19 protein-coding genes and 1 tRNA gene are annotated in these 23,233 nt (G+C 73.8%); 11 read left to right on the plus strand and 9 right to left on the minus strand.

What is annotated here, in order from left to right; translation table 11 throughout:
• Positions 1-36 precede the first annotated feature (36 nt).
• The 3 genes from WMF20_RS10385 to smc form a co-directional block, all read right to left on the minus strand.
• The gene (locus WMF20_RS10385; RefSeq protein ID WP_437612835.1) at positions 37-1,686 is read right to left on the minus strand and encodes a hybrid sensor histidine kinase/response regulator; all 1,650 of its coding nucleotides are present in this window, start codon (positions 1,684-1,686) and stop codon (positions 37-39) included.
• Between the two features lie 193 nt (positions 1,687-1,879).
• Entirely contained in the window at positions 1,880-2,443 is a 564-nt protein-coding gene (locus tag WMF20_RS10390; protein ID WP_437612837.1) for a hypothetical protein, read from the minus strand.
• Positions 2,440-6,045: a chromosome segregation protein SMC gene (smc, locus tag WMF20_RS10395; RefSeq protein ID WP_437612839.1), complete on the minus strand. Its 3,606-nt coding sequence runs from the start codon at positions 6,043-6,045 to the stop codon at positions 2,440-2,442. The genes WMF20_RS10390 and smc overlap by 4 nt, the downstream gene beginning before the upstream one ends.
• 381 nt (positions 6,046-6,426) lie before the next feature.
• Here smc and WMF20_RS10400 point away from each other — a divergent pair, with 381 nt between their 5' ends.
• The 3 genes from WMF20_RS10400 (at position 6,427) to WMF20_RS10410 (ending at position 9,020) form a co-directional block, all read left to right on the plus strand.
• A complete protein-coding gene (locus tag WMF20_RS10400; protein WP_437612841.1) occupies positions 6,427-6,771 on the plus strand; it encodes an FmdB family zinc ribbon protein in 345 nt (114 codons plus the stop codon).
• 117 nt (positions 6,772-6,888) lie between these two features.
• Entirely contained in the window at positions 6,889-7,983 is a 1,095-nt protein-coding gene (locus WMF20_RS10405; protein WP_437612843.1) for a bifunctional chorismate mutase/prephenate dehydratase, read from the plus strand.
• A complete protein-coding gene (locus WMF20_RS10410) occupies positions 7,983-9,020 on the plus strand; it encodes a hypothetical protein (protein WP_437612845.1) in 1,038 nt (345 codons plus the stop codon). The genes WMF20_RS10405 and WMF20_RS10410 overlap by 1 nt, the downstream gene beginning before the upstream one ends.
• Position 9,021: 1 nt before the next feature.
• Here WMF20_RS10410 and WMF20_RS10415 read toward each other — a convergent pair whose 3' ends face one another.
• On the minus strand, positions 9,022-11,730 hold the full coding sequence (locus tag WMF20_RS10415) for an ATP-dependent RNA helicase (RefSeq protein ID WP_437612847.1): 2,709 nt from the start codon (positions 11,728-11,730) through the stop codon (positions 9,022-9,024).
• Positions 11,731-11,819: 89 nt separating this feature from the next.
• Here WMF20_RS10415 and WMF20_RS10420 point away from each other — a divergent pair, with 89 nt between their 5' ends.
• On the plus strand, positions 11,820-13,412 hold the full coding sequence (locus tag WMF20_RS10420; protein WP_437612849.1) for an amidase: 1,593 nt from the start codon (positions 11,820-11,822) through the stop codon (positions 13,410-13,412).
• Positions 13,413-13,559: 147 nt separating this feature from the next.
• Here the strand turns inward: WMF20_RS10420 and WMF20_RS10425 are convergent.
• The 3 genes from WMF20_RS10425 to rpsU all read right to left on the minus strand — a co-directional run bounded on the left by WMF20_RS10425 (position 13,560) and on the right by rpsU (position 15,419).
• Positions 13,560-13,634: transfer RNA gene (locus tag WMF20_RS10425), tRNA-Pro, on the minus strand.
• 245 nt (positions 13,635-13,879) lie between these two features.
• The gene (locus WMF20_RS10430) at positions 13,880-14,980 is read right to left on the minus strand and encodes a glycosyltransferase family 4 protein (RefSeq protein ID WP_437612851.1); all 1,101 of its coding nucleotides are present in this window, start codon (positions 14,978-14,980) and stop codon (positions 13,880-13,882) included.
• A 214-nt stretch (positions 14,981-15,194) separates the two neighbouring features.
• A complete protein-coding gene (gene rpsU, locus WMF20_RS10435; RefSeq protein ID WP_012234386.1) occupies positions 15,195-15,419 on the minus strand; it encodes a 30S ribosomal protein S21 in 225 nt (74 codons plus the stop codon).
• Positions 15,420-15,690: 271 nt separating this feature from the next.
• On the opposite strand from rpsU, the gene WMF20_RS10440 reads away from it, so the two are divergent.
• From WMF20_RS10440 to rpiA, 7 genes are all read left to right on the plus strand, one after another.
• Entirely contained in the window at positions 15,691-16,332 is a 642-nt protein-coding gene (locus WMF20_RS10440) for a Fur family transcriptional regulator (protein ID WP_437612853.1), read from the plus strand.
• Between the two features lie 82 nt (positions 16,333-16,414).
• Complete coding sequence (locus tag WMF20_RS10445; protein ID WP_020734163.1) at positions 16,415-16,843, plus strand: rubrerythrin family protein; 429 nt, start codon at positions 16,415-16,417, stop codon at positions 16,841-16,843.
• Between the two features lie 167 nt (positions 16,844-17,010).
• Positions 17,011-18,387: a hypothetical protein gene (locus tag WMF20_RS10450; protein WP_437612855.1), complete on the plus strand. Its 1,377-nt coding sequence runs from the start codon at positions 17,011-17,013 to the stop codon at positions 18,385-18,387.
• 46 nt (positions 18,388-18,433) lie between these two features.
• Positions 18,434-19,012, plus strand: a complete 579-nt coding sequence (locus WMF20_RS10455; protein WP_437612857.1) for a DUF3501 family protein — start codon at positions 18,434-18,436, stop codon at positions 19,010-19,012.
• A 5-nt stretch (positions 19,013-19,017) separates the two neighbouring features.
• Positions 19,018-19,461, plus strand: a complete 444-nt coding sequence (locus WMF20_RS10460; RefSeq protein WP_437612859.1) for an acyl-CoA thioesterase — start codon at positions 19,018-19,020, stop codon at positions 19,459-19,461.
• The gene (locus tag WMF20_RS10465) at positions 19,458-20,096 is read left to right on the plus strand and encodes a phospholipase D family protein (protein WP_437612861.1); all 639 of its coding nucleotides are present in this window, start codon (positions 19,458-19,460) and stop codon (positions 20,094-20,096) included. Before WMF20_RS10460 ends, WMF20_RS10465 begins: the two co-directional genes overlap by 4 nt.
• A 26-nt stretch (positions 20,097-20,122) precedes the next feature.
• Complete coding sequence (rpiA, locus tag WMF20_RS10470) at positions 20,123-20,821, plus strand: ribose-5-phosphate isomerase RpiA (protein ID WP_437612863.1); 699 nt, start codon at positions 20,123-20,125, stop codon at positions 20,819-20,821.
• A gap of 139 nt (positions 20,822-20,960) precedes the next feature.
• Here rpiA and argH read toward each other — a convergent pair whose 3' ends face one another.
• On the minus strand, positions 20,961-22,256 hold the full coding sequence (gene argH, locus WMF20_RS10475) for an argininosuccinate lyase (RefSeq protein ID WP_437612865.1): 1,296 nt from the start codon (positions 22,254-22,256) through the stop codon (positions 20,961-20,963).
• Positions 22,257-23,222 (minus strand): hypothetical protein, encoded by a 966-nt coding sequence (locus tag WMF20_RS10480; protein WP_437612867.1) that lies wholly within the window; start codon positions 23,220-23,222, stop codon positions 22,257-22,259.
• Between the last annotated feature and the right edge of the window lie 11 nt (positions 23,223-23,233).

Below are 23,233 nucleotides of genomic sequence, written 5' to 3' on the forward strand. Positions count from 1 at the left end.
ACGCCCCGGCGGCGCGCGAGGAGCAGCGCGCGCGCCTCAGGGCGCGGCGACGACCTCGTCGACCAGCGAGAGCAGCGTCGCCGCGTCGAACGGCTTCAGCAGCAGCCGGGCGTCGACCTGCTGCAGGAACGCTTTGCTGCGCTCCGTGAAGGCGCCGCCGGTCAGGAACACGACCCGGCGCTGCTGCTCGGGCGCGTGCTCGGCGAGCGACGCGTAGAAGTCCATCCCCGTCATGTCGGGCATCATGAGATCGCACAGGATGGCGTCGTAGCGCTCCCCGGCGCGGATCCGGGTGAGCGCGTCGCGCGCGCTCGCGGTCGCGGTCGTCTCGTGCCGCGGCTCGAGCGTCCCCGCGATGGCGCGCGTGAGCATCGGCTCGTCGTCGATGATGAGGACCCGCTGTCGCGACGCCGCCTGCGGCGCGGCCCCGGCGAGCCTGCCGCCATCGCGCCGCCCGCTCGGCGCGCCGGAGCCGGCGTCCGCCGCGACCCGCGCCTCGGCGGACGTGGCGGCGGGAAGGGCGACGCGGAACGTGCTCCCCTGACCGGGGCGGCTCTCCACCTCGATCCGACCCCCCAGCGCCGCGACGATGGCGTGGCAGATCGCGAGCCCGAGGCCGAGCCCTTCGCCCTCTTCCTTGCTCGTGTAGAACGGCTCGAAGATCCGCTCGAGCGACTCGGGCGCGATCCCGGCGCCGGTGTCGCGCACCTCGACGACGACCCACCCCTCGGCATCGCAGCGCGTCGAGAGCTCGATGACGTTCTGCTCGGCGAGCCCCTCCGGGATGGCCTGCGCGGCGTTCACGATGAGGTTCAGGAAGACCTGCGCGAGCCGCGGCTCGTTCGCCTCGACGGGCGGCACCTCCTGGAAGCTCCGGACGAGGCGGGCGCGGTGCCGGATCTCGTTCATCGCCATGCGGACGCAGGTGTCGAGCACCCGCCTGGGGTCGACCGGCCCGCGGCGATCCTCTTCAGCGCGCGAGAAGCTGTGGAGATCGCGCACGATGAGCCGCACCCGCTCAGCGCCCTCGCGGGCGTCCTCGAGGAGGCTCAACACCTCGGAGAGCTCGCTCGGCGGCCCGCGACCGTCGGCGTGGGAGCGAGCCCACGGGCCGCTGCGCGGCATGCTGTTCCGCCGCTCCATCGCGCCCATGCGCCGGATGGCCGCGTCGACGTTGGTGATGACGAAGGCGAGGGGATTGTTGATCTCGTGGGCGACCCCGGCGGCGAGCGTGCCGACGCTCGCCATGCGACCGGCGAGGACGAGGCGGGCCTGCGTCTGCGCGAGCGCCTGGCGCGATGCGGCGTCGCGCGCGGCGCGCTCGCGGGCGAGGGCGAGCCGCGCCCGGGCGCCCGCGCCGTCGTCGCCCACGAGCAGGAAATCGCTCGCGCCCGCCGCGAGGAGCCCGTCGAGGTCCGCGTCGCGCTCGGCAATCGCGAGGAGGAACACCGCGTCGCCGCCGGGCTGCGCCCGCAGGCGGCCGCAGAACGCCGCGGCGCCGGCCGGGTCGCTAGAGTCGACGGCGAGCACCAGCGGCGGCTCGCGCAGGCACCGCGAGAGCGCGCGCTCGGGATCGGAGACGACGCAGACGTCCGGCACATGGCGTCGGATCAGCGCCTCGAATCGCTCGCTCGCCGCGGCGCGCCCGCGGAGGAGCAGGAAGGCGCCCGACTCAGCGCTGCCCATCGACGTCCTCTCCGTGTCCTTCGCAGGCCTTTACCGCATCTCCATCCCGGCGTGCACGCAGGACGTTCCGTCCCCCCGGTAGCTGCCGCGCTGCCGGCCCCTTTCGCGCCGTCTGCCCGGCGATCCGCTGGCCCGCCGCCGCCCCTAAGGTCGGCTCCGCCCGTCGCGCGGCGTCCTCGCCCGTCGCGCGGCGCTAACGAGGGCTCGCCGCCGCGTCGTCGTCCGGATCCCCGTCGTCGGCCACCCTCGACGCGCCGTCCGTGAGCGGCGGGTACAGGCTCTCGACGAGCTCCGCGGAGAGCCGCTCCGCGAGGCGCGCGTCCATCCGCGCCATCGCCTCGCGCAGCCGATCGATCTCCGCCGAGAGCGCCTCCTTCTGCGGCCGCCGCTGCGCCTCCTCCATCGCGGCGAGCTCCGCCAGCGCCTCGTCGAGGCGGGCGCGCGCCGCCTCGTCCGCGCCGCCCGCGCCGGATCCCCGGAGCAGGTGCTCCGCGACGCGCACGCGCCCGCGGTAGCGCACCCGCGTCCGCTCGAGGAAGTCCCGGTACGGCTTCACGGCCCCGCTGAGGGCCTGCACCGCGGCCGCGAGCGCGCGCGCCTCTCCCCGCAGCGCCTCGCGATCGGCATCGGCGAGCGCCGGGTTGTGCTCGACGTGGGCCTCCAGCGTGGCCAGCACTTCGCGGGCCCACCGCAGGTGCCGGAGCCCCGAGGCGCCGCGCGACAGGCGCCGCCCGCCCGCGTGAGGCCCCGCGCTCACGCCACCGCCGCCGCCGGCGCCGCCTCGCGCTCCGGCCGCCTCGCCGTCTCGTTGATCCGCACGCTGACGAGCTTCGAGACGCCGGGCTCCTGCATCGTGACGCCGTACAGCACGTCGACCGACTGCATCGTGCGCTTGATGTGCGTGATGAGGATGAACTGCGAGTGGCTCGTCATGCTCCGGATCGCCTCGTTATAGCGGGCCACGTTCGCCTCATCGAGCGGCGCGTCGACCTCGTCGAGGATGCAGAAGGGCGACGGCTTGAACTGGAAGATCGCGAAGATGAGCGACACGGCGGTGAGCGCCTTCTCGCCGCCGCTCATGAGCTCGATGTTCCCGAGCTTCTTGCCCGGCGGCTGCGCCAGGATCTCGATGCCCGTCTCCAGCATGTCGTCGGGGTTCGTCAGCCTGAGCTCCGCCTGGCCGCCGCGGAACATCTTGGGGAACAGCGCCTTGAAGCGCGCGTTGATGCCGTCGTACGTCGTCTTGAAGAGCCGCTTCGACTCGCGGTTCATCTGGGCGATCGCCTTCTCGAGGTCGTCGAGCGCCTTCTCCAGGTCGGCCTTCTGGCTCGAGTAGTACGTGTACCGCTCCTCGGCCTCGGCGTGCTCGCGCACGGCGTCCAGGTTGACGGGGCCCATGCGGTCGAGCAGCTCCGTCAGCTCCTGGATGCGCGCGCGGTGCGAGGCGTCGACGGGCGGCCGCTTGTGGTAGTCGCCGACGACGCGGGCGAGCTCCAGCCCGCGGAAGCGCTCGCGCACCCCCTCGATGAGGTGGTTGTGCTCGACGCGCAGCCGCTCCAGCGCGAGCTCGTGCTTGCGGAGCTGCTCCGACACCTCGGCGAGCTCCTGGCGCAGCCCGCGCAGGTCGGCCTCGCGCCCCGCGTGCGCCTGCCGCGCCTCGTCCAGCGCGCGCCGCGCCTCGGTCAGCGTGGCCTGCGCCGCGTGCGCCTGGGCGACGGCGTCGACCAGCGCCTCGCGCGCGATCACGATCGTCGCCGCGGCCTTGCCGGCGCCGATCGCGCTCTCCGTCCGCTCCTGGTCGAGCCGGGCGATCCGGCCTTGCAGCTCGCTGCACGACCGCGTGAGCCGCTCGATCGTGCCCCGCGCCGCCGCGGCGCGCTCGCGCACGCGCGCGAGCTTCACCTTGCGCTCGGTCACGACCGACTGCTGCCCGAGCACCCGCTCGCGCCACTCGGCCGCCACCTGCTCGGCGTGCTCGAGGCCGGCCGCGGCCGCCTCGCGCGCCGCGCGCCCGGCCGCGAGCTTGTCGCGCGCCGCCTGCTGCTCGCTCCCGCCGGCGTCGAGGTTGTCGGCGAGGTCCTCGAGCTCGGAGCGCACCACGCCCTCGCGCTTCTGCGCCGCGGCGAGCTGCTCCTCCGCGCGGCGGAGGTCCTTCTCGGCCGTCACCAGCGCGAGCTCCCCCTCGTGCGCCTCGCTCCGCGCCCGCTCGAGCGCCGTCCCCACCTCGGAGATCCGCAGGCGGAGCTTCTGCTGCGCGTCGAGCAGCGCCGTCACCTCCTCCGACTTTGTCGCGACGAACTCGTGCAGCGCGCGCATCTCCCGCTTCTGCTCGATCATCCCGGCCGCGACCGCGTCGCCCGAGCCGCCGCTCACCACGCCGTCCTCGCGGATCACGGTGCCGTCGAGCGTCACGAGCGTGCACCCCGCGCCCTCGGCCGCGAGCCGCGCCGCGACCTCGGCGGTCGCGACGACCACCGCGTCCCCCACGAGCGCGCGCGCCAGCGCCTCGTCCTCGGGCGCGAAGACGAGCCGGTCCACGAGCGGCCCGAGCACCCCCTCGCCGCGCGGCGGCCGCCGCGCGGCGCCGGCCACGAACGGGGGCCGCGCCGCGATCACGCTGGCCCGCCCGCGGTTGTTCTTCGACAGGTCCGCGAGCAGCGCGATCCCGCGCTCGACGTCGCTCACGACCGCGCACTGCAGCCTGTCGCCGAGCAGCCCCGCGAACGCCGCGGTCAGCTCGGCCGGCGCCTCGATCCGGTCGGCCACGAGCCCGAGCAGCGCCGGGTCCTTCGTCTTGAGGAGGTTCTTCACCCCCGCGCCGACGCCCTCCAGCCGGGCGTGCAGCTCCTCGAGCGCGCGGAGCCGGTTGCGCCGCTGCCCGAGGTCGTTCTTCGCGTGCTCCACGGCGCGGTCGCTCGAGACCGCCTGCTCCCGCAGCGCCTTCATCTCCGCGTCGAGCCGCGACCGCTCCTCCGCGGAGAGCCGCTTCCCCTCGGCGAGCTCCGCCACGTTCCGCGTCAGCGACGAGCGCCGCCGCTCGAGCTCCTCCGACTCGTACATCAGCCGCCCGAGCTCGTCCTCGAGCTTCGCCCGCCGCTGGCTCATCTCCGCCATGCGCCGGTCGAACCCGGCGAGCGACGCCTCGGCGGCCGCGACCGCCGCCGTGGCCTCGGCGGCGCGCCGGCGGAGCGCGGCGACCTCGTGCTCGGCGGTGCGCTCGCCGTGCCGCAGCTCCTCGAGCCGCTCGTGCTGCTCGAGCGCGAGCTCGCTCTCGCGCGCCTCCTCTTCCTCGACGCCGGCGAGCTGCGCCTCGAGCTGCTCCTTCTCGGCCCTGAGCTCCGCGATCGTCTTCTCGAGCTCCCCCTGCTCCTTGGCCGCGCTGACGAGCCGCTCTTCCAGGTGCCGCAGCCGGTCGCGCGCCCGCGCGATCTCCGCCTCGTGGGTGCGCACCTGGTTGTCGGCGGCGAACGCCTCGTTCTGCGCGCGCTCGGCCCGCTCCTCGCAGGCGAGGGCCTCGAGCCGGGTGACCTCGATCTCGGCCTCGCGCGCGGCGAGCGCGGTCCGGGACGCCTGCTCGCGCTCGGCGTGCTCGGCCCTGCCGATCGACTCGCGCTGCGTCAGCACCGTGATCTCGAGGAGCTTGTGCGACGCCTCGTGGAGCACGAGGTCCTCCAGCTCCTTGCGGTAGTTCACGTACCGCTCGGCCTTCGCGGCCTGGCGCTTCAGGGACGCGAGGTTCCGCTGGATCTCGGAGACGATGTCCCCCACGCGGAGCAGGTTCTGCCGCGTCTGGTCCATCTTCTGCTCGGCCTGCTTCTTCCTGGCCTTGTACTTCGTGATGCCGGCGGCCTCCTCGATGAGCATCCGCCGGTCCTCCGGGCGCGCCGAGACGATGAGCCCGATCTTGCCCTGCTCGACGATGGAGTAGGCCTTCGTGCCGACGCCGGTGCCGAGGAAGAGATCGGTCACGTCCTTGAGCCGGACCTGGGTCTTGTTGATGAGGTACTCGCTCGTCCCGTCGCGGAAGAGCCGGCGCGTCACCGCGATCTCGGCGTAGTCCCGGTACTCGAGCGGCAGCTGCGACGCGGCCGTCGGCTCGCTGTTGTCGAAGGTGAGCGTCACCTCGGCCATCCCGTGCTGGGCGCGGGTCTCGGAGCCGTTGAAGATGACGTCGGACATCGACTTGCCGCGCAGGTGCTTGGCGCTCTGCTCGCCGATGGCCCACCGGATCGCGTCGACGATGTTCGACTTGCCACAGCCGTTCGGACCGACGATGCCCACCACGTCCGTATCGAAATGGACCACCGTCCGATCGACGAACGATTTGAACCCGCTGATCTCGAGCTTCCGAATGCGCATGGCGTCCCCGGGACCGGACGGGCGAGCTTAAACGTATCGTCACAGCACGCCACGTACCGTCACATCTGGCTTCCACCCCGGGTCTACGTGCGCTGGCGTCGCGCGGCAAGGTCGGATCCCGCCCCCTCGCGCGCCCATCGAGGACCAAGTCTTGCCCAGAACGCGACCGACGCGGATGACGGGAACGATACAGAGGACGCGGTCGATGTAACCCGCGTTACGGTGCGACGGCGGGCGCGGACGTCGAGCGATCGGCGCCCGAGATGCCATCCGAAATGCAGCGGACCGACGTCCGAAACACGACGGGCGCTTTTGGCAGCCGCCTTGACAGGTGGCTAACGTAGCCATATCCCTCGCGTTGTTCCGAGGAGTAGAAACGCCATGCCCACGTACGAGTACGCCTGCACATCCTGCGCGCATGAATGGGAGGCCGAGCAGTCCATCAAGGAGGCGCCGCTCTCGGAGTGCCCGTCGTGCCACAACGCGACCGCCCGGCGGCAGATTTCGCGCGGCACGGGCTTCATTCTCAAGGGCGGTGGCTGGTACTCCGACCTGTACGCCTCGGGCTCGAACAAGCCGCCCGCGAAATCGGAGAGCGGCTCGGGCAGCTCCTCAGGGTCCTCGGAGTCCTCGGGGACGAGCTCCGACTCCGGATCGAGCAGCTCCTCGTCGACGAGCAGCAGCAAGAGCGACTCCAGCGCGTCGTCCGCCTCCGCAGCGGCCTGACGCGACCCCGGCGATCCAAGGCGACGTGTGGCCAGCCGTGCGAGGTGCGGCGTCGCGGCGCTGCGCCCTGAGCGCTGCGAGTCCACCTGCGCCGGGGGCGGTGCTAGGGTGGCCGGGATGGATGAGAGAAAGCGACTTGAGGAGCTCCGCCGGCAGCTCACGGAGCTGGATCAAGAAATCCTACGAAGCATCGAGCGCCGGGCGCGCATCGCGCACGAGCTGGCCAAGCTGAGGACGGGCACGGCCCGGTTCGCCCCCACGGCAGACGCCGCCCATATCCAGGCGCTCGAGCGCGCCGTGACGCCGCCGTTCCCGCAGCGCGCGGTGCGGCCGATCTTCGTCGCCATCGACGCGGCCTCGCGCGCGTTCGAGCTCGCGCCCCGGGTCGCGTACCTGGGCGCCGAGGGCGACTTCGGCTGGACCGCGGCGCACGATCACTTCGGGGTCGGCGGCGAGTTCGTCCGCGCGGACAGCCCCGTCGCCGCCATCGAGGAGGTCGCGCGCTCGCGCGCGGACTTCGCCGTGGTCCCCTACGAGTCGCTCAAGGAGGGGCCGATCTTCCCGACGATCCAGGCGATCGGCGGCGCCGACCTCAAGGTCGTCGGCGAGCGCCAGCTGGTGCAGGCGCTCGACCTCGTGAACCGGACCGGCAACCTCGCCGACGTCGAGCGGGTGTACGCCTCGCCGCAGGACCACGTGGCCTGCGTGCACTACCTCGAGCTCCAGCACCCGCGCGCGCTGGTGCTCGACGTGCGCTGCCCGCAGGCCGCGTGGGAGCTCGCGGCCGAGAACGAGGGCAGCGCCGCCATCGTCCCCCGCGGCTTCAGCGGCGTGCCGGAGCTCCGGGTCGCCCGCGAGAACGTCGGCGACGAGGGCGAGCTCCGGATCCGTTACGCGGTGCTGTCGCGGCTCCCCGCGCCGCGCTCGGGCCACGACGCCACGGCGCTCCTCTTCAGCGTCCACGATCGGCCCGGCGCGCTCCACGACATCCTCCAGCACTTCAAGGAGCGCAGCTGCAACCTCCGGCGGGTCCACTCCCGCCCCGTCCCCGGCGAGGGCTGGGACTACGTCTTCTACGTCGAGGTCAGCGGACACACGACCGATCGCGCGCTCGTCGCGGCGCTCGAGGGCGTGAAGCGCGAGACCAAGATGCTGAAGATCATCGGCTCCTTCCCCCTGGAGCGCCCCGACCCGCCGCACGAGCGACCTTGATGACGAACACGATGGTGCGGATGCTGCTGCATTCCCGGGGCGCCGCCGCCCTGCGCCGCGCGGCGGTCGCGCTGGCGATCGCGGCGCCCGCCACCCCGGCGCTCGCCGGCTGCGGGGGCGCGGACGACAGCCTCGCGCTGGTCGGCGGCGAGAAGATCGACGCGACCGCGATCGATCGCGATCCTCTGGCCGTCCTGCCGAGCGGCGTGGTGATGCTCGGCTACCTCGACGCGGCGGCGATGTTCACCTCGGGCCTGGGCGGCGAGGTGAACCAGCTCATCACGAACCTGCTCCCCCTGGGCCCCGAGTCGAACTTCGTCCCGTCGCGCGACATCGTGAAGATCTACGGCGGGCTCTACGCGATGCAGGGCGCGGACTTCTGCGCCGTGATGCAGGGCAACTTCGACGTCGACGCGATCCGCCGCTCCGCCGACGCGAGGTCGGTCACCGTCATCGGCGCGCCGCTCGTGAAGACGCGCTACGCGGACAACGATCTCTTCACGGCCGGCAACGTGGGCTTCGTCGTGCTCACGCCGCACACGATCCTCACCGGCAACGAGACCGGCATGCGGCGGGCCCTCGACCGGCTCCGCTTCAGCGCGCTGAAGCGCTCCGTGCCCTCGTGGATGGTCGAGGTGCTCGGCACGAAGAGCGCGTCGTTCGCCTTGGCCGGCGATCTCTCGAGCCAGCCCGCGGTCGCGTCGGCGGCGGGGCAGCTCCCGTTCCTCGCGGGCCTCCAGTACGTGCGCGTCATCGGCAACTTCCAGCCGCCCGGCGTCAACTTCGCCGGCGCCCTCACGTACACGGACCCGCAGAGCGCGGCGAACGGCGCCGTCGCGCTCCGCAACCTCGAGCAGATCGCCAGGATCGCGAGCCTGCTCTCGTCGTGGGGCTTCGGCTACGGCTCGATCCCGCCGATGCAGGTGGCGCAGCGCGAGAGCGACGTCGGGTTCACGCTGCCCCTCGGCGAGGGGATCGTGCGGATGCTCCTCCGCACGGCCGCCGATACGGCCAGGGCCGCGGCGCTCGTGCGCTGACTCATCCCTTGCGGAGCGGCGCGCGCGACGGCGGCGCCGCGCGCGCGGGGTCGTCCGGCCACGCGTGCTTCGGGTAGCGGCGGCGGAGCTCCTTGGCGATCGCCGGGTAGTGGCGCGCCCAGAACCCCGAGAGGTCGGTCGTGACCTGCACGGGGCGTTGGTTCGGCGCGCACAGGTGCAGCACCACGGGCACCCGTCCGCCGGCGACGCGCGGACCCTCGGCCATGCCGAAGAAGTCTTGCAGCCGGGACGCGAGCGACGGCGGCGCGTCCGCCGCGTACTCGAGGCGCGCCCGGCGGCCGCCGGGCAGGACGATCGACTCGGGGGCGAGCTCGGCGAGCGCTCGCGCCTGCGCGGGGCTCAGCGAGGCGCGCACGGCGGCCGCGAGGTCCGCGTCGCGGAGCTCGGCGAAGCTCCTCCGGCCCTCGCAGAGCGCCGCGAGCGCGGCGAGCACCGCGTCCTCGCCCACGTCGGGCAGCCCGGCGTCCGGGCAGTGCGCGCGCACGAACGCGACCCGGAGCAGCCAGCCCTCGAGCGCGTCGCCCTTCACGAACGCGCGCCACCCCTTCGCCTTCGCCTGCGCGGCGAGCTCCCGGGCCGCCGCCTCCGCGAGCGGCCCGACCGCGCTCGCGGCCGGCCGCGACTCGTCGAGCACGAGGCCGTCGTACGAGAGCCGGCGAACGACCTCGACGCGCTCCGCGGCGGCGTTCCACGTCGCCTCGGTCGTGTCCCGGATCGCGTCCGTGAAGAGGTCGAGCAGCCAGTCGGCCTCGATCGCGCTCGCCGACCGGACGACGGTGCGCGCCGAGCGCCCCTCGCTGCGCTCCTCGATGTCGACCGCGACGACGAGGTCGACCTCGTCGATCACGCTCGCCTCGGAGAGCGCGGCCGTCCCGCCGGCGGCCAGCACGACCTCGCGCCCGCTCCGCCCCGACGCGTTGGCCGGGCGGCGGAGGCGCCCCACCCGGTCCGGGTAGCCGGAGAGGATCGCGATGCGCTGCGCGATCTCGCGCGCCTCCGCGGTCTCCGGCGGCGCCGCGCTCCGGTGGTCCGCGAGCCGCGCGAGCTGCTTGCGCGTCCGCTCCACCGCGAGCGCGCGCGCCGGGTCGACGCCGAGCCAGCGCAGGCGGTCCGCCGCGAACCGCGCGCGGTCCGCCTCGTCGAAGGTCTGGAGCGCGGCGAGCAGATCGGAGCTGTGCCGCGCGTGCGCCGCCCGCGGGCCTTGGGGCGCGCCGAGGTCGCGCTCGGCGGCGAGCGCCGCGAGGGTGCACCCGTCCTCGGCGATGCCGCGCCGCTCGGCCTCGACGATCATCCGCGCCTGCCGCGGGTGCGCCGGGAAGCGCAGCATCCGCCGGCCGATCGGCGTCACGCGCCGCCCCTCGTCGAGCGCGCCGAGCCGCACGAGCAGCGCCTCGGCCGCGGCGAGCCCGGCGGCGGGCGGCGCCTCCAGCCAGCCGAACCCCTCGAGATCCGTGACGCCCGCGGCGCAGAGCTCGAGCACGGTCTCCGCGAGATCGAGCCTCCGGATCTCGGGCGCCTCGTGCTCCGGCCGCGCGGCGAAATCTCCGCGCGTGTAGAGGCGGAGGCAGCGGCCCGGCCGGGTCCGTCCGGCGCGCCCCGCGCGCTGCGCCGCGGAGGCGCGGGCGATGGGCGCGACGCGGAGCGTGGGCAGCCCCGACCAGGGCGCGTGCGCGGCCACGCGCGCGAGGCCGCTGTCGACGACCGCGACGACGCCGTCGATGGTCACTGAGGTCTCGGCCACGTTGGTCGAGAGGATGACCTTGCGCCGGTCCGCGGGGCGCACCGCGCGGTCCTGCTCCGCCGGCGACAGCGAGCCGTGCAGCGGCAGGAGCAAGAGGTCGGCGCTCTTCGCGAGGGGCGCGCACGCCTCCGTCGAGCGCCGGATCTCCGCGGAGCCCGGCAGGAACACCAGCACGTCACCGTCGAGCCCCTCGTCGAGGAGCTGACGCACGGACGAGGCGACCAGGCTCTCGAGCGTCCTGTCGCCCCAGTGCGCCGGAGCGCGGCGGTCGCCCGCGGCGCGGGTCGACGCGCTCACGCGGGCAGGCTCCAGGTGCTCGATCGCGACGTCGAACATCCGCCCCTCGGCGCGCAGGGTCGCGCAGCGCGGGGCCTCGGCAGTCGGCACTCCGGGCGCGCCGTCGGCCTCGGCCGCGGAGGTGGGCTGCGCCTCGCGCGCGCCCAGGAACGCCGCGATCGGCCCGGCGTCGAGGGTCGCGGACATCACGACGAGGCGGAGATCGGGCCGCGCGCCGCGCTGCAGCCGCCGGAGCAGCGCCAGCGCGACGTCGCCCGCGAGGTGCCGCTCGTGGAACTCGTCGAGCACCACGGCGCTGACGCCCCGGAGCTCGCGATCGACCAGGAGCCGCCGCGTCAGCACGCCCTCGGTCACGAAGCGGATCCGCGTGGCCGGGCCGGCGGCCTCTTCGAAGCGCATGGTGTAACCGACGGTCTCGCCCACGCGCTCGCCGAGCTCTTCGGCGACGCGGCGCGCGGAGAGGCGCGCGGCCAGCCGCCGCGGCTCGAGCACCAGGATCTCGCCGCGCTCGGCGAAGCCGGCGTCGAGCAGCGCGCGCGGCACGCGCGTCGTCTTGCCCGCGCCTGGCGGCGCCTCGAGCACCACGCTCGGGTGCGCGCGCAGGGCGGCGCAGAGATCGGGGAGGATCGGATCGATCGGCAGCGGCTGCATGGCTCCGGCGCTTCCCCCGCGGACGGCGCGGGGCCCCGGAGCCTAGCAACCCTTCGAGCGCGTGGACCTGTGATACTCGTCGAATCACCGTGAGCGCCTCGACCGATCCGACCTGCCTCTCCGCGACCGCGCTGTCCTCGCTCCTGGCCGCGCGCGAGGTCAGCTCCGAGGAGGTCACGCGGGCGCACCTCGCGCGCATCGAGGCGCTCGATCCGCGCCTCCGCGCCTTCACCCAGGTGCTCCACGACGAGGCGCTCGCGGCCGCGCGCGGGCTCGACGACGAGCGCCGTCGCGGGGAGATCCGCGGCCCGCTCCACGGGCTGCCGATCACCGTGAAGGAGTCGCTCGACATGGCCGGCATGGCCTCGACGCTCGGCGTCGCGTCCCGCAGGGGCCACCGGGCGGCCGGCGACGCGGGCGTCACCGTGCTGCTCCGCCAGGCCGGGGCCGTGATCCTCGGGCGCACGAACGTCTCGCAGCTGCTGCTGTACAACGAGACGCGCAACCCGCTCTTCGGCCAGACGGCGAACCCGTGGAGCCTCGATCACAGCCCGGGCGGCTCGTCCGGCGGCGAGGCCGCCGCCATCGCGGCGGGCATGTCGCCGCTCGGCATCGGCACGGACATCGGCGGCAGCATCCGCGTCCCCGCGCATTGCTGCGGGATCGCCGGCATGAAGCCCACGCTCGATCGCTGGACCAACCTGGGGAGCAACACGGCGCTGCTCGGGCAGGAGGCGATCCGCTCGCAGGTCGGGCCGATGGCGAGGAGCGCGCGCGACCTCGCGCTCGTCATGTCCGAGCTCGACCCCGCGACCATGGCCGCGCTGGACGTGCGCGTGCCGCCGTTCCCGTTCACCGAGCCGGCGAGCGTCGAGGTGGCGCGCCTGCGCGTCGGGTTCTACTGCGACGACGGGCTCGTCCCTTCGTCGACCGCCGTCGCTCGCGCCGTCGTGAAGGCGGCGTCGGCGCTGCGCGCGCGGGGCGCCACGGTCGTGCCGTTCACGCCGCCCGGCATCATCGACGCGGTCTACGGGTACTTCGCCGCGCTCTCGGCGGACGGCGGCGCGACGGCGATGTCGCTCCTCCAGGGCGGCGGCGCGGCCGACGTCGACGTCTCGCTCCGCTCGCTCCGCGCGATGGCGTCGCTCCCGCCGTTCGCGCGCCGCGCCGCCGCGCGCGTCGCCGGGCTCGCGGGCGAGCGGCGGCTGCAGCGCCTCCTCGAGGTCACCGGGCCGAAGTCCGTCGCCGAGCTCTGGCGCGTCACGCACGCGCTGCGCGAGGCGAGGGCCGCGATCGCGTCGGCGATGCGCGCCGAGTCGCTCGACCTGCTGCTCTGCCCGCCGTACGCCACGCCGGCGCTGCCGCACGCCGCGTCGCGCGATTTCGTCCTCGCGGGCAGCGCCGCCATGCTCTGGAACCTCGCGCAGTTCCCGGCCGGCGTCGTCCCCGTGACCCGCGTGCGCGCCGCCGAGGCGCGCCGCGAGCGGCCGCGCGAGCGGCTGGAGAAGCGGGCCGCCGAGGTCGACGCGACGAGCGAGGGGCTGCCCGTCGGCGTGCAGGTGGTCGGCTTGCCCTTCAGCGATCACGTGGTGCTGGCCGCGATGATCGCCATCGAGGACGAGCTCGCCGGCGAGCCGGATCGGCCCGTCACGCCCGTCTCACCGCCCCCGCTCGCCGCGTGACCGTGAGCCCCGGGTGCCGGGTGGCGTGAGCGACACCGGGACGCGATGGCGGGGCCACGCCGCCGTTGCCCGGCGCGTCCACAGTCGACGAGAACTGAAGCCCTACAAAGCCGAAAGGTCCGCCGGAGAAACTCTCCGCCGGACCAGTCGGGGCGAGTGGATTCGAACCACCGACCCCTTGACCCCCAGTCAAGTGCGCTAACCAGGCTGCGCTACGCCCCGAGCCACTCCGCCGCCTCGTTTCGGTGCGGAGCGAGGCGCACCGTAGTCGAAGCCTTGGGAATTGCAAGGGCATCGCATCGCAGATCGAAGACTCGCTCCGGACGGGGCGTCCGGCGCCGTCCGGAGCCGGGCGCGCGCCGCCGCCGGCTCGGCGAGAACGCGTCGCTTTCGGCGCGGACGCGGACGCGGGGGCGCCGTCGCTCAGCGCGAGCGCGCGGGCGCGCGGTCGTTCAGCGCGAGGTCGTTCAGCGCGAGCGCGCGGGCGCGCGCTCCGGGCGGCGCGGCGGGACGGCGCGGAGCGCGGCCGCGAGGCTCTCCGCGGTGCCTTCCGCGACGAGGATCCCGTCGTCGTCCCTGGCCCACGCGACCACGTCGCCGGCGTCGCACGCGATGACGGGCACGCCGAGCGCGCGCGCCTCGCGGATCACCGTGGGGGCGGCCTCGTGCGACGAGGGGTGCAGCAGCACGTCGGCCGCGCCGATCCACGCGAGCGCCTCAGTCCGCGGGAGCGTGCCCGTGAAGCGCACCGCCGCGCCATCTTCGCCGTACGAGCGCGCCGCGGCGCCGCGGCGCGCGAGGCGCTCGAGCGCGGCGCGCTCCGGGCCGTCGCCGACGACGACGAGCCGGAGCCCGGCGCCCGCCGCGCGCGCCGCCTCGATCGCGAGCTCGACCCGCTTCGTCGGGATCAGCCGGCACGCCACGACGGCGAGGCGATCGCCGGGGCGCTGGACGAGCTCGCTCCGGAGCGCGGCCACGCGCTCGGCGACGGGCGGCAGATCGATGGCGGGCGGCGCGACGCGCGAGGCGGAGGCGAGCGCGCGCGCCTGCTCCGGAGCGAGCGCGGCCGCGAGCGCGTCGCGCAGCGCGCGCGCGGCGAAGACGAAGCGCGCGTCGCGGCGGAGGAGCGCGCCCATCACCGCCGCGCGCGCGGCGCGCGGCGCGCCGAGCAGGAGCCGCACGTCGGCGCCGTGCGCGTGCACCTCGAGCGGCGCGCGCGGCAGGGCGAGCAAGAGCGGCCACGCGCAGGGAACGATCCAGTGCGCCACCGCGCGGTCGACCGGCCCGAGCCGGCGCAGCCGCCGGAGCGCGGCGGCCGCGAACGGACCCGCGGAGAGCAGCCGGAGCGGCGACTCGCGCGCGCGCGCCACGGCGCCCGGCCACGCGAACAGCGCGCCCCCGCCTGCCCGATGAACGACGAGATCGCCGTCCCGTGAGGGTGGGTCGAGGACCGAGCCCCCGGCCGCGATCACGTGGACCTCGTCGCCGCGGCGCGCGAGCGCCCGCGCCGACGAGCGCACGAAATGGCCCGACGGATCCTCGTCGCTGATCGGATAGGACGTCGTCATCACGACGGCGCGCATCGGGACCTCTGGAGCGGGGGCGCAGCGAGCGCCGCCGTGGCACAGACGCGCGCGACCCGGGGCGCGTCGCGCCGCCGAGGCGGCTCTAGGACGAAGACAAAAATGACAAGACGCAGAGCACGCGGCGGAGGCTCGATTCAAGCGTCCGCGCGCGTCTTCTGCGTCTTGGCGAGGTGCCCTTGCGCGAGGGGCGGTCGCGCTAGGCGACCATGTCCATCTTGGACCGCTTCCGGCGGCGGCGAGCGGCCTCGGAGGCCTTCTTCCGCCGCTTCACGGACGGCTTCATGTAGTGCCGGCGCCGCTTCAGCTCGCGGAGGATCCCCTCGGCGGCCATCTTCCTCTTGAGGTGTTTGATGGCGCGCTCGATGCCCTTGTCGCCCACGGCGACCTCGAGCGGTTTGCACTGAATGGCGTCGGTCGGCATGTCTTGCAGCGTCCTCTTTTGCTGGAAAAAAACTTGCCCCGTTGGCGGGCGAAAATGCAAGCCGGCGGGGGCCGGCGGCGCGGGGCGCGCACTATGACAGAGGCCCTCCGGCCTCGCAAGAGCCAACCCCGGCCGCACGGCGCGCGACGCCGCCACGCGTCGTCCGGGCTGGACGCGGCAGATCTGCCCGATCCGACCCGGATTTGCCAGGCTCATCTGCCGTGATTGTTAGGACTTGCAACTGAGAAACTTTCTAAGTATCACTCTCGCCGTGGCCGCCTCGCGAACACCTGCCGCCAAGGGGCCTGCGCCCCGCGACGCCCGGGGGCGCGGGGCCGGCTTCGAGCGCGAGGGGCTCGAGGAGGATGCGCGGGTCGCGTCGATGCTGGCCTGCGTGCGCTCCTCGGGGCTCAAGCTGACGCCGCAGCGCCTGGCGATCGTGCGCGAGCTCGCGGCCGATCCCACGCACCCGACCGCGCAGGAGCTGTTCGAGCGGCTCCGGCCGGCGCTGCCGACGATGAGCTTCGCCACCGTCTACAACACGCTGGACGCGCTGGCGTCGGCGGGGTTGTGCGTCGCGCTGTCGCTGTCGCCCGGCGCCTCGCGCTTCGATCCGAACATGGCGGCGCACCATCACGCGGTCTGCGATCGCTGCGGGCTCGTCCGCGACGTGCCGTGCGAGCCCTCGGGCGAGCGCCCGGACGAGATCGCCCCCGCGCCGCTCGCGGCCGCCCCCGGCTTCGAGGTCCGCGCCGTGGAGCGGATCTACCGGGGGCTCTGCGCGGCCTGCGCGAAGGGCGGGCAGGAAGACGAGGGCGCGCAGGCAGCGGCGCGCGACGCCGGGCGCAACGAGGAACACAGTCGACTCCGCCCCGCAGGGGCTCCACGGGCGCGGCGCCCCGAACGTGGCTAGCAGAGCCTCCGCGCCGCCGAGCTGACCTGCGCGGCACCAGGGATCCATCGTCCCAGCCGTTCAACCAAGGAGAGCGAACACCATGACCACCAAGCAGCTTACGGGCACGAAGACGCACCAGAACCTGAAGGACGCGTTCGCCGGGGAGTCGCAGGCCAACCGCCGCTACCTGTACTTCGCAAAGGTCGCCGACGTCGAAGGCCGCCCCGACGTCGCGGGTCTCTTCAAGGACACGGCGGACGGCGAGACGGGCCACGCGCACGGCCACCTCGACTACCTCCGGCAGGCCGGCGACCCGGCGACGGGCCTGCCGATCGGCAGCACGGAGAAGAACCTGAAGGCCGCCGTCGCCGGCGAGACCCACGAGTACGAGACGATGTACCCGGGCTTCGCGAAGGAGGCCCGCGAGGAGGGCTTCGACGACATCGCCGAGTGGTTCGAGACGCTCGCCAAGGCCGAGAAGTCGCACGCCGGGCGCTTCCAGAAGGCGCTTCAGTCGCTCGACTTCTGATCTCGAGCGATGCGTGAGCGCGAGCGCCCCGGATCGCGCCGAGCCGCCGGCGGCTCGACCCGGGGCGCACGCGCCGCCGCTGCCAGCGCGGCCCGTCCGGCGCCGCGCCGCGCGGCCAGTCGCCCCTTCGCCCCGTACTCCCAGACGATGTTGAGAGGAACCGACCCGTGAGCGTCATTCGGCGTGCACCAGACCGTCCGCCGGCGACATCGCCGAACGACGAGCGATATCTCGATCCCCGCGACCTCGAGGCCGAGCTGCGGCGGACGTTCCAGATCTGTCACGAGTGCCGCATGTGCGTCGGGTACTGCGGCTCGTTCCCCGAGCTCTTCGCCCGCGTCGACAGGGACATCGAGGCCGGCGTCGCCGAGGGCGCCGAAGCCCTCACCTACGACGACTTCAAGGCCATCGGCGACGAGTGCTGGCAGTGCAAGCTCTGTTACATCAAGTGCCCGTACACCGCCGACGAGCACGCCTACGAGCTCCTGGACTTCCCGCGCGTGCTCGCGCGCGAGCGCGCGGTGCGCGCCCAGCGGGAGGGCATCCCGCTCGTGGACAGGATCCTCGGCGAGCCGCAGCTCATCGGCGCGCTCGGCTCCGGCCCCGCCGCGCCGCTCGCGAACCTCGTGCAGGCGAGCCGCCTGCTGCGCAAGGTGCAGGAGAAGGTGACGGGGATCTCGTCGGAGTTCCCGCTCCCGGAGATGGCGCGCAAGCCGTTCTCGTCGTGGTTCGCGGAGCACAGCGCCGCGGCGGACGCCGGCGAGCAAGGCTCCGTCGTGCTCTTCGCGACCTGCTACGGCGAGTTCAACACGCCCGGGGTCCCCGAGGCCGCGGTCCGCGTGCTCGAGCACAACGGCTATGCGGTGCACGTGCCCGGCTGCGCCTCCCCGGACGATCCGCAGGACGCCCCGGCGGACGCGCTGACGTGCTGCGGGATGCCGAACCTCGACGGCGGCGATCTCGAGGCGTTCACCGCGAAGGTGAAGCAGAACGTCGCGCTGCTGCTCCCGCACGTCCGCAGGGGCAGGAAGATCGTCGTGGTCGGCCCGACGTGCGGCTACACGATGAAGAAGGAGTGGCCCGAGTACCTGCAGACTGCGGAGGCGCGCGAGGTCGCGGCCGCGACGGTCGACATGATGGAGTTCCTCGTCCAGCTCGGGCGCGAGAAGAAGCTCAACCGCGAGTTCAAGCGGGGGCTCGGCACGATCGCGTACCACGCCGCGTGCCACCTGCGCGCCCAGAAGATCGGCTTCCCGGGCGCCAGGGTGCTCGGCGTCGTGCCCGACACCGAGGTGCGCGTCGTCGAGCAGTGCTCGGCCGTGGACGGCACCTGGGGGATGAAGGCGGCGCACTACGAGACCGGCCGCAAGTACGCGTCGAAGCTCGTGCGCGGCGTCGCGGGCGCGGACGTCATCGTCAGCGACTGCACCCTCGCCGGCCTCAGGATGGTCAAGGAGAACGGCGCGAAGGTGCTGCACCCGGTCGAGGCGCTCGCCCACGCGTACGGGCTCGGGCCGACGTCGTACATCGAGCCGAAGTCGTGAGGGACACGTAAGAGACGTAAAGGAGACGTCGAAGAGAGGAGCCGTCATGCGTCCCATCGATCGCAACGAGGTGCTCGGGATCGGCGAATATGAGGCGATCCGGGAGCGATTCCGCAGCCGCATCATCGAGGAGAAGCGGCCCCGCCGCGTGCGGATTGGAGACCACCTGACCGCGGTGTTCGAGAACCGCGACTCCGTGCTGTTCCAGATCCAGGAGATGCTGCGTACCGAGCGCATCACGAGCGAGAGCGGCATCCTCCACGAGATCGAGACGTACAACGATCTCATCCCGGGGGAGGGGCAGCTCAGCCTGACGCTCTTCGTCGAGATCCCCGACCGGGCGCTGCGCGACCAGATGCTCGTCGATCTGGTCGGGCTCGAGGACACCGTGACGCTCGAGGTCGACGGCGTCGCCGCGAAGGCGCGCGGCAAGCGCGACGCGGCGGTCCTGGAGGACCGCACGACGGCGGTGCACTACCTCAAGGTGGATCTCCCGGCCGAGGCGCAGGCCGCGATCAAGGCCAGGAAGGCGACGGTTTCGCTCGTGGTCGCGCACCCGCGCTACTCGGTGAAGGCGCCGCTCGGGAGGGCGACCCTGGAGAAGCTCGCCGAGGACCTCTCCTAGCCGCGATGGTCTCCCTCGATCGCCCGATCAAGTTCGAGGACGTCGACGCCGCGAACATCGTCTTCTTCGCGCGCTTCCTCAGCTACGCGCACGAGGCGATGGAGCGGTTCTTCGCGCCGCTCGAGGGAGGCTACGCCCGGCTCATCCTCGAGCGGCGGATCGGGCTGCCGGCGGTGCGGGTCGAGGCCGACTACGCGGCGCCGGCGCGTTACGGCGAGACGCTCCGGATCGAGACGTCGGTCGTCCATCTCGGCAGGCGGAGCGCCACGTTCCGGTACCGCATGGTCCGCGCTCACGACGGTGTGCTGTCGGCCGAGCTCCGGCACACGGTGGTGACCACCGATCTCGTGCAGCTGGTGTCGGTCCCGATGCCGGACGACGTCCGGGCTTTGCTCAGCGCCCACCTCGAGCGCGAGCAGGCGCCTGCCGGCGCCGGTCAACAGGCGTGAGCCCGCGGCCGGCGCGCCCGCGCGCGCGGGCGCGCAACGCGGAGGCGACGCCGCGGACGCAGCTCAAGCGGCGGGTCGAGCTGACGCTCCTCCGCGACAGGGCCCACTACGACGCGCTCGTGATGGGCGCGGTCGCGAACGCGCGCGTCTCGGTGTGGATCGCGACGGCCAACGTGAAGGAGCTGCGCGTCGAGGCGCCCATCGGCTCGAGGGCGCGGGCGCGCGGCCGGTACATGTCGTTCCTCGACCTGCTCGACGCGCTCGCCGCCCGCGGGGTCGAGCTGCGTCTGCTGCACGCCGGCGTCCCGTCGCGCGCCTTCCGCGCCGAGCTCCGCCGCCGGCCCCGGCCGCCGATCGAGATGCGGCGCTGCCCGCGGGTCCACCTGAAGATGATCGCCGTCGACGGCGCGCTCCTGTACCTCGGCTCCGCGAACCTCACCGGCGCCGGGCTCGGGGCCAAGGGCGAGGGGCGGCGGAACTTCGAGGCGGGCGTGCTCACGGATGACGACCTCCTGCTCGACGAGATGCAGGCGACGTTCGAGGCCATCTGGACGGGCGCCGAGTGCAAAGGCTGCCGGCTCCGGCCCCTCTGCCCGGGGCCGCTCGACGAGATCGACAAAATCCCGTTGCGCTGACGGTCCCGATGGCCGATGAGCAGCGCATGAGCACCCCGGGACCGGACCCCTCCGACCTCGATCGAATCGCCGTCGCCGCGCTCGCGCGCGTGGACAGCGGGATGCTGCTCGGGCTCGGCACCGGGCGCGCCTCCGAGGCCTTCATCCGCCGCCTCGGCGAGCGCGTCCGCCGCGGCCTCCAGATCACGGGCGTCGCCACGTCGGAGCGCTCGGCGGCGCTCGCCCGCCGCGAGAACATCCCGATGGTGTCGTTCGACGAGGTCGAGCGCCTCGACGTCGCCGTGGACGGCGCCGACGAGGTGGCGCCCGATCTCGGCCTCATCAAGGGGCTCGGCGGCGCGCTCCTCCGCGAGCGCGTGGTGGCCTACGAGGCCGCGCAGTTCATCATCCTCGTGACCCCCGAGAAGCTCGTCGAGAAGCTCGGCTCGCGCGTGCCCGTCCCGGTCGAGGTGGTGCCCTTCGCCATCACGTCGGCCGCGCGGCACCTGACCGCGCTCGGGGGCAAGCCGGCGGTCCGCAAGAACGCGGACGGGTACCCCTTCCAGACCGACAATCACAACTGGATCCTCGACACCGCGTTCGGCCCGATGGACGCGCCCGCGGCGCTCGACGCGCGCGTCCGCAAGATCCCCGGCGTGGTCGACACCGGGCTGTTCCTCGACATGGCCACCCTCGTGCTGGTGGCAGACCCCGGCGCGGTCCGGGAGCTACGCAAACAGCGCTAGAGCGGCGCTCACCCGCTGCGGAGACGGGCCCACCTCGACGTTTTCGGTGCTCGGCGTTGGAGTACGCCTACGCGCCGAAAACGCCGATCTGGGCCCGTCTCCTGTGCGGGTGAGCGCCGCTCTGTGTGGTTCGACCTGTCTAGCGCGCCTGCTGCCGATCGAGCCTGCGGGCCAGGTCGTCGAGCGCGAGGTTGCCCGGGGCGCCGAGCGACACGCGCGCGCGGAGGCTCGCCTCCGCGTCGCCGGCGGGGAGCGCGGCGATCTCGGCCGCGACCTTCCGGTAGGCCTCGCGGAACGGGACGCCCTGCACGGCGAGCTCGACGGCGCGATCGGTCGCGAAGCACTCGGGCGTGATCGCCCGGGCCATGCGCTCGCGATCGAAGGCGAGCCCCTCGACGAGCCGCGGCAAGAGGCGCGAGGTCGCGAGCGCCTCGTCGAGGCCGCGCATCGTGGGGCCCTTCGTGAGCTGCAGATCGCGGTGGTAGCCGGACGGGAGCGCCACGAGCGACTGCACCTCGGCGAGCGCCCCCTGCACGACGGAGCACGCCGCGCGCATGAGCTCGACCACGTCGGGGTTGCGCTTCTGCGGCATGATCGAGGAGCCGGTGGTGAACGCCTCCGGCAGCCGGATGAACGCGAGCTCGCTCATCGCGAACAGGCTGAGATCCCACGCGAGCCGGCGGATCACGGCGACGACCTGCCACGCGGCCGCGAGGATCTGCGCCTCGATGATGCCGCGCGACGTCTGGGAGGCCAGCGGGTTCAGGGCCACGCCAGCGAACCCGAGCTCGCGCGCGACGCCGACGCGATCGAGCGGCAGGTTCACGCCGAAGCCGGCGGCGCCGCCGAGCGGACACCGATCGACGAGCCCCCGCGTCGCGCGGACGACGTCGACGGCGTCGGCGAGCCCCTCGACGAACGAGGCGGCCCAGTAGCCGACGGACGACGGCACCGCCCGCTGCAGGTGCGTGTAGCCGGGCATCGGCGTGTCCGCCTCGCGCCGGGCGAGATCGAGCAGCGCGCGTGCGCCGGCCGCCGCGTGCTCGGCGAGCTCGTCCAGGGCGTCGCGCTCGTAGAGGCGCATCGCGACGAGCACCTGGTCGTTGCGGCTCCGGCCGGTGTGCACCTTCTTGCCCGCGTCGCCGATGCGGGCCACCAGCGCCGCCTCGATCGCGCTGTGGCCGTCCTCGTCGTCCTCGGTGAGCCGCAGCTCGCCGGCCTCGTTCTGCGCCGTCAGCGCCTCGAGCTCGCCGACGAGCGCGTCGCGCTCCGTCTCGCTGAGCACGCCGATCCGCGCGAGCCCGCGGACGTGCGCGATCGTGGCCCGCAGGTCGTAGGCGAGCAGGCGCTGATCGAGCTGCCAGTCGTCGCGCGAGGTGTACCGCAGCATTTGGGCGTCGGTCGCGCCCCCTTTGTCCCAGAGTCGTACGCTCATTCAGCTCCCTAGGCTCTCGTCCACGAGAGCACGGATCTCCGCAAGCTTCTTCGCCTTGCCCTCATCCAACGATCGCGGCTTCGCCGCGCCGGCCGCGGGCGCGAGATCTCGCTCGAGCTCGCGCAGCTCGTCGTCCGCCGTCCGCGCCGGCCGGCGCTTGCCGAGGCCGAGCGCGCGGGCCAGCCAGCTCCTCGACTCGCCGAGCGCGTAGTCGTCTGCGGCGATCCGATCCGGGGCGGCGCGCAGCATGCGGACGAGCGCGATGTTGGAGCTCGCCCAGACCGCCGACTCGTCGAAGTGGGCGCGCGGCGTCACGTCGAGGTGCCGCGCGGCGGTCCGGTCGGGCACCTCGTGCAGCCGGCAGTAGACGGCGAGCGCGAGCGCGAGCTCGTCGACCGGCATCTTCGTCGCCGAGTGCACCTGCACGCCGCCGCAGCCCTTCGCGTACAGGTACGAGCCGTTCGTCACGAGGACGCCGAAGCCGAGCAGCACGGCGGCGAGATCCACGGCGGGATCGCGGTCCGGCGGCGCGAGCGCGCCGAAGGCGCCGGCCTCGCTCAGGAACATGAACGACACGGCGCGCACGAACGCCGTGGTGAGCACCGTCGGGTTGCGGAGCTCGCCCGCGGAGAGGGCGACCCGGTACCCGCCGTCGTCGCGCCGGGCGACCCGCTCGAGCTTCGTGTCGAGCGCCATCCCGCCGCACGCGCCGCTCGAGCAGCTCACGGTGCTGGCCTGCCCCTCCGGCGTGACCACCGCCAGATCCACCGGCAGATCCTGGAGCCCCGCGTGCTCTTGCACCCGCAGCATCAGGGCGGCCACCGTCTTCGGCGAGCCGTCGTAGGGGTCGGGGAAGAACTCGGCCGTCGGCTGCACCAGCCCGCGCACGGGCTCGGCGCCGTGCTGGAGGAGCGTGGAGGTCGTGCGAAGGATCCAGCGGATCTGCGGTTCGTCCGGGAGGTCCATGCGCCTACTTT

Source organism: Sorangium sp. So ce834 (genome assembly GCF_051521425.1).
In the GTDB taxonomy this organism is placed as follows: domain Bacteria; phylum Myxococcota_A; class Polyangia; order Polyangiales; family Polyangiaceae; genus Sorangium; species Sorangium cellulosum_D.